General features: G+C 23.3%; 12 protein-coding genes and 2 tRNA genes. 4 read left to right on the top strand and 10 right to left on the bottom strand.

The window, feature by feature from the left end:
- Nucleotides 1-280 precede the first annotated feature (280 nt).
- The 3 genes from SPIRDC1_RS02190 to SPIRDC1_RS02175 all read left to right on the top strand — a co-directional run bounded on the left by SPIRDC1_RS02190 (nt 281) and on the right by SPIRDC1_RS02175 (nt 3,042).
- Nucleotides 281-538, top strand: a complete 258-nt coding sequence (locus tag SPIRDC1_RS02190) for a hypothetical protein (protein ID WP_174480332.1) — start codon at nt 281-283, stop codon at nt 536-538.
- Between the two features lie 520 nt (nt 539-1,058).
- On the top strand, nt 1,059-2,054 hold the full coding sequence (locus SPIRDC1_RS02180; RefSeq protein ID WP_174479968.1) for an IS3 family transposase: 996 nt from the start codon (nt 1,059-1,061) through the stop codon (nt 2,052-2,054).
- A 106-nt stretch (nt 2,055-2,160) separates the two neighbouring features.
- Entirely contained in the window at nt 2,161-3,042 is an 882-nt protein-coding gene (locus SPIRDC1_RS02175) for a DegV family protein (protein WP_174480330.1), read from the top strand.
- A 50-nt stretch (nt 3,043-3,092) separates the two neighbouring features.
- Here the strand turns inward: SPIRDC1_RS02175 and SPIRDC1_RS02170 are convergent.
- From SPIRDC1_RS02170 to SPIRDC1_RS02150, 5 genes are all read right to left on the bottom strand, one after another.
- Nucleotides 3,093-3,167, bottom strand: a tRNA-Trp gene (locus SPIRDC1_RS02170).
- A gap of 46 nt (nt 3,168-3,213) precedes the next feature.
- Complete coding sequence (locus SPIRDC1_RS02165) at nt 3,214-3,702, bottom strand: Fur family transcriptional regulator (RefSeq protein ID WP_174480329.1); 489 nt, start codon at nt 3,700-3,702, stop codon at nt 3,214-3,216.
- Between the two features lie 25 nt (nt 3,703-3,727).
- Nucleotides 3,728-3,982: an acyl carrier protein gene (locus SPIRDC1_RS02160; RefSeq protein ID WP_174480328.1), complete on the bottom strand. Its 255-nt coding sequence runs from the start codon at nt 3,980-3,982 to the stop codon at nt 3,728-3,730.
- Nucleotides 3,983-4,042: 60 nt separating this feature from the next.
- Nucleotides 4,043-4,402 carry a hypothetical protein gene (locus tag SPIRDC1_RS02155; protein ID WP_174480327.1) on the bottom strand — a complete coding sequence of 120 codons (360 nt, stop codon included), beginning with the start codon at nt 4,400-4,402 and terminating at the stop codon, nt 4,043-4,045.
- 349 nt (nt 4,403-4,751) lie between these two features.
- Nucleotides 4,752-5,111, bottom strand: a complete 360-nt coding sequence (locus SPIRDC1_RS02150; protein WP_174480326.1) for a hypothetical protein — start codon at nt 5,109-5,111, stop codon at nt 4,752-4,754.
- A gap of 176 nt (nt 5,112-5,287) precedes the next feature.
- Here SPIRDC1_RS02150 and SPIRDC1_RS02145 point away from each other — a divergent pair, with 176 nt between their 5' ends.
- The gene (locus SPIRDC1_RS02145) at nt 5,288-6,283 is read left to right on the top strand and encodes an IS3 family transposase (protein ID WP_174479968.1); all 996 of its coding nucleotides are present in this window, start codon (nt 5,288-5,290) and stop codon (nt 6,281-6,283) included.
- Between the two features lie 110 nt (nt 6,284-6,393).
- On the opposite strand, the gene proS is transcribed toward SPIRDC1_RS02145, so the two are convergent.
- From proS to SPIRDC1_RS02120, 5 genes are all read right to left on the bottom strand, one after another.
- On the bottom strand, nt 6,394-7,845 hold the full coding sequence (proS, locus tag SPIRDC1_RS02140; RefSeq protein ID WP_174480325.1) for a proline--tRNA ligase: 1,452 nt from the start codon (nt 7,843-7,845) through the stop codon (nt 6,394-6,396).
- A gap of 6 nt (nt 7,846-7,851) precedes the next feature.
- Nucleotides 7,852-9,636, bottom strand: coding sequence for a hypothetical protein (locus tag SPIRDC1_RS02135; protein WP_174480324.1), 1,785 nt, complete (start codon nt 9,634-9,636; stop codon nt 7,852-7,854).
- Nucleotides 9,637-9,650: 14 nt separating this feature from the next.
- The gene (locus tag SPIRDC1_RS02130) at nt 9,651-10,352 is read right to left on the bottom strand and encodes an acetyltransferase (protein WP_174480323.1); all 702 of its coding nucleotides are present in this window, start codon (nt 10,350-10,352) and stop codon (nt 9,651-9,653) included.
- A 50-nt stretch (nt 10,353-10,402) separates the two neighbouring features.
- A complete protein-coding gene (cls, locus tag SPIRDC1_RS02125; RefSeq protein ID WP_174480322.1) occupies nt 10,403-11,926 on the bottom strand; it encodes a cardiolipin synthase in 1,524 nt (507 codons plus the stop codon).
- Between the two features lie 101 nt (nt 11,927-12,027).
- A tRNA-Ser gene (locus SPIRDC1_RS02120) sits at nt 12,028-12,118 on the bottom strand.
- Between the last annotated feature and the right edge of the window lie 22 nt (nt 12,119-12,140).

Raw genomic sequence — 12,140 nt, 5'->3', positions numbered from 1 at the left:
TTAATAGTGATAGCAACTACACCAGTAGCAATCATATTATTATTTTGTTTAGTTGCTCTTATTTTAGGAGCAATAGCAATAATAAAAGATTAAATAAAATGATAGGCATTTGACATATAACCTGTTTAACTCCTATTTTTATTTAAATATGTCAATGTAAGTCCTAAATTTTATTTTATACAGAACGAAACTATAGAATTATTAAAATTTGGATAACATTATAATTCTATAGTCCACCGTAGTAAACGGTGCTGATGAGTTCATAAAAGGATGTGAAATAATGAGAAACATTAAAACTGAATGATTTTATAATGAAAAAAGTCCTAAAGAAATAATATGTAAAACAGTAAGTTTATTAAAAAATAAAGAAGATGCTTTATGTTATTTATTAGCATTAAATTTATATCCAAAATTATATCCACAAGATATTTATTATTCATGAATATTAGAAAATAATCAAACTGGATATTTAATTATTGTCGGTAATAATAGAGATACTATTGGAAATATGAAATTTAAATTTATAAAAGGAGAATAGAAAATGCCAAATACAGAAAACTCACAATCAAATTATACTTTATTAAAATTAATAAGAACTGGAATAGCACCATTATCTGCCATGATTGGTACCAGTGCTTATTATGGTCAATTAATAGGAAATCCTATTTTAGGAAGTATTAATGCTTTATTATTTAGTAAAAAATTAGGAATTGATATTTGAAATTTAAATCAAATGCCAAGTTCAAAAACTAAATTAATTAATAGTAGTAAAAAAATATTATTAGGATTAGGAACAATTGGTTTAGTTAATTATAGTAAATTTACTAATGCAGATATTAATCCTAATCCAACAGAAAATCCAATAACAACTACTACTGTTGACCCATTTCCACCAGATTTATTATTTAGTAATCATGATACTATTGATAATCATTTAATGGATTGAGATACATATATATCTTTAAATTCATATGGTANTTTTACTAGACCATTAATTTAAAAAAAACTTGAATGTATTCGAAAAACAATTGTGTTATACAATTAACACTAATTTTGACATGAAAGGATTTTTAATAATGGATAAAATTAAACAAATAGCATTAGTAATTAACAAGTTAAATATCAAACAAAAAATTCAAATTATTGATGATAGCAAAAACCAATATTCAATTAGATATCTTTGCCAACATCTTCAACTAAACCGATCAACATATTATTTTGTAAAAAACAAACAAAACCCTATTAAAAAAGAAAAAAATCAAATTAGTAATTGTACACATAAATATCAAGAATTATGCCAACTTTTACTTGAATTTCATTTTACAAGAAAAGGACAAATTTATGGCTATTTACGAATTTTTTCAGCATTTAAAGAATGATTAAAACAATACAAACATATTATTTTAAATCTAGAATTATCAACAAAACAAATGCGAAAAATTATGAAAGATCACAATCTTCAAGGATTAAAACAAACTAAAAATAACTATCCTAAAAACAAAAAAAATCCAAATAAGTGAATACCTACAATGGATAAAGTAAACAAAGATTATAAAAGTACAACCTCTTCAAATCAAATTTGATCAATGGACACTAAACAAATAAATACTAAAGAAGGTTGATTATATCTTTTTGTAATTATTGATTTTTATTCAAATAATATTGTAAGCTATAATACATGTTCAAACAAATCCTATCAAGATTTAATCCTTCCTGCACTTGAAAAAATAAATCAACAATTCTCTTGAAACCAAGTAAAAAACGTTATTTTACACTCAGATAACGCCAACGAATTTTATTGTCAAGACATCACAAATTGAGCTGCTGATAAGCAAATAATTTTAAGCAAAAAACAACCTTATGATATTGGTGGCAATGTAATATCTGAAAACTGATTTTCTCATTTATCTCAAGAATGACTACCTAAAGGTTCAAATCAATATTTTTCTCTCAATGAAGCTATAAATGATGTAAACCAATATATTATGTTTTATAATTACGAAAGAATACATTCTAAATTTCTAAAACCACCAATTTCACAAATAAAAATTTAAAACTGTCTATCCAAAAGTGGTCCAGTATTTAGGGCTAACCACCAGTAAAAAATATATGTTATAATTTAATAAATAAGTAAAAAATATTATAGTTAGGGTGAGAAAATTGAAAAAAAAAATTGGTATTGTTGCTGATTCCTCTTCAGGATTTTCAATTAAAGATTTAAAAGAAATGAATATTGGATTTTGTCCATTATTAATCACTTTTAGTGATGATACAACTATTACTGATAACCCTAACATTCTAAAGGATGAAGAATTCTATAATAGAATAGTTTATGAAAAACAATCTGCCAAAACTTCGCAAACACCACTTGGTCAAATGAGTATAATTTGAGAAGATGCTTTAACTAAATTTGAAAAGATTATTTTTATTCCTTTATCAAAGGGGTTATCGGGTCAATATAACACTGCTACTATGTTATCAAAAGAATCTAATTTTAAAGATAAAGTTTTTGTTTTTGATAGTAATGGCGTTTCAGTTATTAACTGACTATTAGTTAAAAAAGCATATCAAATGTCACTTAACGAAAAAAATAATGTTAATGATATTATAGAAGCACTAAAATTAATAAGAGATAACTATATAGCATTTATTTTACCTTATGATTTAAATTATTTAGTTCGTGGTGGTAGAATTTCAAAATCAGCAGCAGCCTTAGCTACTATGTTAAAAATAACTCCAATTTTATCTTTTGACGGAACCATTGATAAATTTGATAAAACAAGAACATGAGATAAAGCTATTAAAAATACTCTTAAAGAAATTAATAAAAGTAAAAAAATAGAAAGTATTACTCTCTTTTACATTATTCATGCTTTTGCTGAGGCAAAAGAAATAGAAAAAATTACAAAATTTGTTAAAGATTATGGCATTAAAAACGTCAAAACTATTAATTTAGGAAATGTAATTTGTGCTCATACAGGAATTGGAACCTTCAGTTTTGTTGCTTTTAATTTAGATAAAGATAAGTTACCAAAATTATAATAATAAAAAATTCACTTTTATGAGAAACATTTAAAAGTGAATTTTAATAATGGCAGGGGTGGCAGGACTCGAACCCACAACACTCGGATCTGAAGGCCGATGTTCTACCATTGAACTACACCCCTAAAATATTTAATTAAAATATTTAATTTAAATAGTACATGTTCAATTTTACGCGAAAGAAGTTTTAAGTTCAATTAAAATTTCATTTTTTTTTATTTTTAATTCACATTTATCACAAATTCCATGAATTTCTAACTTATAATGTGAAAAATAAAAATTATTTTTATTTGCTAATTTTTCAAGTTTTTCTTCTTGTAATGGTGAAATTTGTTGTTTATCTTCGAAAGAGGCATGAATAATTTTATTACAAAAATTACAAATAATATGAACGGTATTTTCTGATAGTTCATAAATTATTTGTTTTCCTTCAAAAACATTAGCATGAATAATATGTTCTGTCATTAATAAATCAATAGTATTATAAATACTCATAATATTAATATTATCATTACCTTCTTTTGTTAAAAAACTAATAATATCATTAATACTAACGTGTTGCTTAAGCGTTAATACTTTAATAACTGCTTTACGAACATCAGTTAAACGATAGTCTTTATCTTTCAACTTTTGGATAATATTTTCAAAATTTTTATTCATACTAATCTCCTGATAAAATATAATATTACTTTTTTTTATTTTCAATTGCTACTAATCTTTCAATTTCATTTATTAAATCTTGAACTGTTTTTGTTTGTAAATCCAGTAATTTATTATCATTAATTTTTACATTATGTTTTTCTTCTATTTTAATAACAATCATTACTAATTTAAGAGAGTCAATTTTTACATCTTTAAATTTAGTTTTGGGTGTAATTTTTTCTTTAATTTCTGGATAATCTTTTTTAATAATTTGATGAATTTCGCTTAAAATATCCATAAATTCACTCCTAATTTAAATCATTTTTATTAATAGTTATACTTAGTATAACATAGAGCATTAAATTTTATTTGTTATTTTAAAATATCATTCTAAATAATCTAGTTTTAAATTAGTATTATATTCAACTCATACAGCATTATTTAAAATATTAAAATAAAAAATAAAATTGTTAATTTTTCATTGTGGAAATGTTTTAATGATTAACTTTAAAAATATGTATTGAAATAAATCTTGATTAAATTGTATTTTATATATAATCTGTGACTGATTTGCTAAGATAGTACTATTTTTATCTAAAATAATTGTAATACTTTCATTTAATTTTTTAATATCAATAGCTTCTACAACTATGTCTGGATTTAAACTTTCTTTTTTATCATCTACGGTATCTAATTCTACATCATATTCTTTTACCATTTCATTTAAATTTTTATTAGTTGAAAAATTTTTTATAATAAAAAATAACATAATACTTAATGTAACAGTGATAGTAATAATTAAAATGCTAATTTGTAACCTACGTATAAACATTTTATACCTTTATTTGACTATGAATTAAATACTTATAATCAATAAAACTAAAGTTATCACTACTATAAAATTTTAATATTTCATTGTAAGTTAAAGTAAAATTAGTGGCTGCCACTCAATTTTCACTATTATTTCTTATTAATTTTTTAATAAAAATAGAATGATATGAACCACCAATAATTGGTTCACTACTTTCTTCAATAAATTTTAAATTAATATCATATCTAAAAAAGGTTTAAAAATTAAATGGAATATTTATATTAAAGTGAAAACATTCAAATCTTGGTAAATCAAATTGATTTTTTCCTATTTCATCATTCAATACTATTTTATTTACAATGCTATTATAAATAGTACTATAAAATTCTAAATAATATTCATCAATATTTTTTTTATTACGTAATAAAAAAGCTGGTATTTTATTATTTTGATAAAATTTTGATAGATTTTCATTAATATTTAATGATGTATTTTGTTGTAAATCAAAATTATTATTAAATATTAATATTTTACGTAATATTGTTTCTTTATCATCATAATAATCTTTTACTTTTGGAAAATGTGATACTAGATAACGTTTTATTTTTATTGGCACTATATTTGCAGTATTAATATTATTACCAGAAAACTTAAAAGCCTCATCTAATCTTGATTTTCCACCAACTATCCTTGCTACTTGCTACTTAGCCCTTTTTACTAGACCATTAATTTAAAAAAAACTTGAATGTATTCGAAAAACAATCGTGTTATACAATTAACACTAATTTTGACATGAAAGGATTTTTAATAATGGATAAAATTAAACAAATAGCATTAGTAATTAACAAGTTAAATATCAAACAAAAAATTCAAATTATTGATGATAGCAAAAACCAATATTCAATTAGATATCTTTGCCAACATCTTCAACTAAACCGATCAACATATTATTTTGTAAAAAACAAACAAAACCCTATTAAAAAAGAAAAAAATCAAATTAGTAATTGTACACATAAATATCAAGAATTATGCCAACTTTTACTTGAATTTCATTTTACAAGAAAAGGACAAATTTATGGCTATTTACGAATTTTTTCAGCATTTAAAGAATGATTAAAACAATACAAACATATTATTTTAAATCTAGAATTATCAACAAAACAAATGCGAAAAATTATGAAAGATCACAATCTTCAAGGATTAAAACAAACTAAAAATAACTATCCTAAAAACAAAAAAAATCCAAATAAGTGAATACCTACAATGGATAAAGTAAACAAAGATTATAAAAGTACAACCTCTTCAAATCAAATTTGATCAATGGACACTAAACAAATAAATACTAAAGAAGGTTGATTATATCTTTTTGTAATTATTGATTTTTATTCAAATAATATTGTAAGCTATAATACATGTTCAAACAAATCCTATCAAGATTTAATCCTTCCTGCACTTGAAAAAATAAATCAACAATTCTCTTGAAACCAAGTAAAAAACGTTATTTTACACTCAGATAACGCCAACGAATTTTATTGTCAAGACATCACAAATTGAGCTGCTGATAAGCAAATAATTTTAAGCAAAAAACAACCTTATGATATTGGTGGCAATGTAATATCTGAAAACTGATTTTCTCATTTATCTCAAGAATGACTACCTAAAGGTTCAAATCAATATTTTTCTCTCAATGAAGCTATAAATGATGTAAACCAATATATTATGTTTTATAATTACGAAAGAATACATTCTAAATTTCTAAAACCACCAATTTCACAAATAAAAATTTAAAACTGTCTATCCAAAAGTGGTCCAGTATTTAGGGCTAACCACCCCTCAATAATAATTTAAGAACAAATAATTATCTTTCCTCTATTTTATTTCTATTTAACTGACTAATTTTAATATGATCTTGCAAAATAAGTTCAGACACTATTAGGAGTTTGACACTTAAAACAATTACTTGGTTTTTTATACGGTTCTAAAGGAATACAACGTGATGTTGTACCAGTTAAACTTTTAATTTCTTCTTCACACTTTATTTGATCACAAAAAGGTACAATAAAGAACCCTTTATGAATTTTAACTAATTTATGATATTCATTGAAATCTGTTAACTCTTTTAAACTTGTATTTAATTTTTTTTGTGAATTATTAAATAAATCTTTATTTAATTTATTTAATTGATTAATAATAGTTGTTACTAATAGTTTTTCATTATTAATTTCAACATCAATAGTATCTAAATTATGACGTAAAATTAATTTAATTACTTGGTTTTCAATTTCTTGCTCACCAATTGCAATAGTAATTGGAATACCTTTAATTTGACTTTCACTTTTCTTATAAGAAAAACTTTTATTATCTTCATTTATTAATACTCGGAAATGAGAACTTAAAATTTTAAATATTCTTTCAACAGTTATTTTAACTTTATCACTTTTAAGTGATAAATTTAAAAGCATAATCTGATGCGGTGCAATTGTAGATGGCAATACTAAACCCAGATCATCGCTATGCGCCATAATTAAAGCACCAATTAATCTTGTCGATACACCTCATGATGTTTGATATCCTAATTCTTGTTTATTGTCTTTATTACTAAATTTAATATTAAATACCTTTGTGAACTCTTGACCAAAATAATGGCTAGTACCGGCTTGTAATGCTTGTCCATCTTGCATCATAGTTTCAATTGTATATGTCATTTTTGCTCCAGCAAAACGTTCGTGAATTGTTTTTGCACCAACAATAACTTTAATTGCTAATTGTTTTTCAACAAAATCAGCATACAACTTAATCATTTTTAATGTAAAGTTTTGTGCTTCTTCATCGTTATTATGCATTGTATGTCCTTCTTGTCATAAAAATTCACTAGTTCTTAAAAATGGTTTTGTATTTTTTTCTCATCTAACAACATTACATCATTGATTATATAATAATGGTAGTTGTTTATATGAACTAATTATTTTTGAAAAATGACGACAAAATAAAACTTCTGAAGTAGGACGAATAATTAGTTCTTCTGATAATTGATTATTTCCAACTTTAGTTACAGTTGCACATTCTGGTGCAAAACCCTCAATATGATCTTTTTCAACTTGAAATGCTTTTTGACTAATTAAAAGTGGTAACATTACATTTTCAATATTTAAAATTTTAAATCTTTGATTTAATAAATGTTGAATATTTTCTCAAATTGCATATCCGCGAGGACGAAAAATAATGGTACCGGCTGCTGAACCATTTTCTGCGCCATAATCACAAAGTTCTGCTTGCTTAATAACATCAGTATATCATTTGGCAAAATCAATCTCTCTTGCTGTAATATTTTTATTCTTTGCATTATTCATAATGATCTATTCACCTTTCGTTGATTGACTTTTATGTCACTTCCAATAATTTGGGTAATTTAAAGCATCTAGCACTTTATTTGCTTGTTCTGATTCTAATACTTTTCCTAGTAAATAGTCAACCTTTAATCCTTTTAAAACAATAATTTCAGGAACGTTAATAATACCACGAGCTAAAATATTTTTAATACCTAAAATTCTTAAATAATGCAAACAAATAATAACATCAATATATTTACTAAAACTAAAAGTAACTTGTTCTAATAAATTAGAAGTTAAAACTACATAATCAGGTTTAAAATGATTAATTAATTTAAAATTATCAATATGACGTAAATCATGAGTAAAAGAAATTTTTATTTTATTACTACGAATAGTTTTAATAATTGAATCATACTTATTCCAACTATTAATTTCACCAATATCTTGAAAATCAAAAATTAAATCACAATTTTCAAAAAGATTTTTTCTCTTATTAACAAGAGCAATTAACTTTGTTAAAATAGTTTTATCTTGTAACTCAATTAAACTAACAGGAAGAATAAGGTTTTTTTCTTGTTTTAATTTCGCAAATTTTTCAAATGTTTGAATAAATAAAGGCTCATTTACTTTTCATCACAATCCTGAATCTTGAATATTACGCATCAAAACAATAAACGAAACATAATAAGAATTTTTAACAAAATTTCATCAAGCATAGTAACAATTTGACTCATTTGAATTATCACTTTTATATACTGGTCTAATACTAACACTTAATAATTTTTCCATTTGTTCTGATTGTAGAAGTGAATAATGATTATAATCGGGATAATTTAAAATATCATTTGTCTTCAATTTGATTTCAATTAAGTCTCTACTTTGTACTACTTCTAATTGATTCTTATCAATAATTTTATTATATAATATATAGACATTTGAAGCATCAGTTTTTACTGAAGCATAAACACATAATATTTGACTTTGAATCTGCAAATAACTACTTTTTTCTACTAAATTACGTTTAATATAACTATTTATTTTTTTTTGGAATCGATATAAATTTATTTTCTTATTTCTAGAATAAATTAAAAACTGACCATCATAATATTTACAAATAATAGTATTATCTAATCCTAAAGTTATTTTACTATAATATGAAATTAATAATTCCATTCGTTCAATATTATTAACAGTTAAAATATTTTCTAATGCTAAATAATTTTTTATTTTTATTAAAATCATATATTCAAATTGACTATTTATTTTTTTATTATATTTTTTTTGACTAAAATTATCTAAAATAGTTTGTACAAAAACTGACTTTACCACTGTTAACTCATCTTGTTGTAAAATAATTGCTTGTGAAATAGCAAAACGATTATAACGAATATTACTTTGCATTTGACCATACAAAACTTTATTATTATTATCAAAATAATCAATTGATAAATCATAAACAATAACTTTACTTCCTAATTGAAAGGAAACCGAAAAATGACACGGCTCAAATGGAACTTTATTGACTAATAAATCTTGAATAAAAATTTCAATTTTTACTTTAGTTTTACGATTCATCATTGATTTAAATACAAATAATGAAATTCGTTTTTTACGATTTAAAACTTCTAAGCGTTCAGAAAAAGTAATAATTTCATTTTTTAAATCAATTTTCAATGGAACTAAACTCAACAAATCACCATGGATAACATTATAATATTGATTATTACGATGATTTAAACGTATAAATAAAATAATTATTATTGTCATAAAAGGAATTAAAGCAATAATTACAATTGCAGATCAACGCATAATTTTACCTCCATTTAATCAGAGCCTAAAGTAATATTACGATTATTTCCTTGGAAAAGTTTTAACTTTAGTCTTTGATTATCAATATATAATTTAGCTAAACGAAACATTTTGCGATCTTTAACCAAAATTCAATCAATAGCTTCAACAGGAATTATTTCATATATTTGAACACGATTAGTATCAACATTTAAACCTCAATCTTTAGTAGTGCTTTGAAATAGTTTATGAATATCAACAGAAATAATAGCTATTTTATTAACATCAACATTTTGCTCTGCACATCACTTTCAAAAAAAATGACGTGTTGAATTACCTAACTCTAATTCTAAATAAGTAGCATGTTCTAAATAAGTTCAAACAATATATTCTTGCTTTGGCAATAATTTAATTTGTGAAGAAGGTTTAATTCCTTGTTCTAATATTAAAGTAATATTACTAACATCAGTATAAAAAAATAAGTTAAAAATATTTTTATTTTCTAAATGTTTAATAATTTGAATAGTTGATCTTCTTTTAAAATTTAAAAAAATATTATTACGTTTTTTATTATTAGTTAAAGTAGAAGATTTATTAGATTTTTTTTGTTTTTTAAACCTATTAAAAAAAGGATTTTTTTTTTCATTGTCTTCTGATAATTTAGAAATATCCAAATTAGGTTGATTTTCATCACTAAAATATTCTTTAATTTTTTTAATTCGTCGACTTCAACCCATAAATTATGACCACCTTATTATTAATATTTACCTAATTATACTAAATTTTTTTAAAATAATGGTGCTAAAATTCTAAGCAATAATAAAAATACACCCCGATAAGCAAAACTACGATGTAGTAGTGGATTACTAATAATTAAACTAGAATGAATAAAATCTTTTTCAAATGAAGCAGATAAATCACTATTTGTTTTACTATCATAAACAATTACTAAAGTTTGATGATCTGAATAAAGACTACGATAATCAAGATTAGTTGAACCAATAATAGTAATATCATCATCAAAAATACCAGACTTAGAATGGTTAAAAACATTATTATATTCATAAATTTTAACTCCTGACTCAATCAATGAATCATAATAAGTTCTTGACATATCTAATGATAAAAATTTATCAGTAATTCCGGGTAATGATAATCTAACATCAACACCAGAATAAGCACTATTACGCAATGCAGTAATTAAATCGCTAGTTGGAATTAAATAAGGAGTACTAATTCAAACTCGCTTTTTAGCATTACTAATAAATTTAATAAATAAATCTTTTTGAATTGTTTCTTTAGTAATCGGCCCATCATCAATTACTTGGACAATAATATTATTTTTAATTTTTATTTCAGATTTTTCAGCACTAATATCAAGAATATTACCAGTAATAAAATGCCAATCTTGTCTAAATATTAAATCAATTGATTTAACAGCTTCCCCAACAATTCTAATTTGGGTATCTCTTCAAAAGCCATACTTTGCAGAAAGATAAATATAGTTATCTGCTAAGTTAACTCCACCAGCATAGCCAATATTCCCATCAATAATAATATCTTTACGATGATTACGAAAATTATAATTTCCTGTCATAAACGGTAATCTAACTGGTGAAAATTTATGAATAATAATTCCCATTTTTTTCATTTTTCATATTTTATATTTAGATAAACTAAAATATGAACCAACATCATCATAAATCATATAAACTTTAACTCCTGCTTCAATCCTTGCTTTTAAAACATTAATAATTACTTCTAATAACTCCCCTTCACCAAGAATAAAATAATTAATAAAAATATAACTTTTTGCTTGTTTTAAATCTTCAATTAATTTAACAAATTTATTAGGACCATTATTTAAAATTTGAACATCAGTATTATTATAAAATGGTCGATGAGAAATTCTTGTTGTATAGTTAAATAAACATAAAGTATCCTCACTCAAAGTTATTTTTTTTGATTCTAAAATTGAATTAGCAAAAGTTCAATCTTCTTGGGTATAAAAATAACTATTTGTTTTTAAATAAGTTTTTTGTTTTCGTCGATAACGATAAGGACGACCAAAAGTTCAATATAAAAAAATACCGATGATTGGCAAACATAAGGTAACCATAATTCATGATAGTTTTGCATCTTGCATACGATTGGTAATGAAAATAATAATACCAGTTAAAATAGTTAAAGTAATAATTATCATCAAAATAATTCATGAATATTTAATATAATTAAATATAACAAAAACTATTGTTGCAATCAAAGCAATATGTAAGATTAATGATAAAAGTAAGTTTACTCGTTTACGCATGATTTCTCCTTAATATAAAGAGTTCTTTATTAAATTATATCTAATTATTAATAAATTTATTATTTAAAAGTAAAAAAAAGCAATTAATGCTTTTTAAATAATGGCGGAATGGGAGAGATTCGAACTCTCGCGACAGTTTCCCGTCCTAACTGATTAGCAATCAGTCCTCTTCAGCCTCTTGAGTACCACTCCAAAGTTATAATAATTATTTTTT

This window comes from Spiroplasma endosymbiont of Danaus chrysippus (assembly GCF_902809815.1).
In the GTDB taxonomy this organism is placed as follows: Bacteria; Bacillota_I; Bacilli_A; order Mycoplasmatales; family VBWQ01; genus Spiroplasma_E.
Note: the sequence above shows the minus strand (reverse complement) of the source record. Positions and strands in the feature narration are given on the sequence as shown.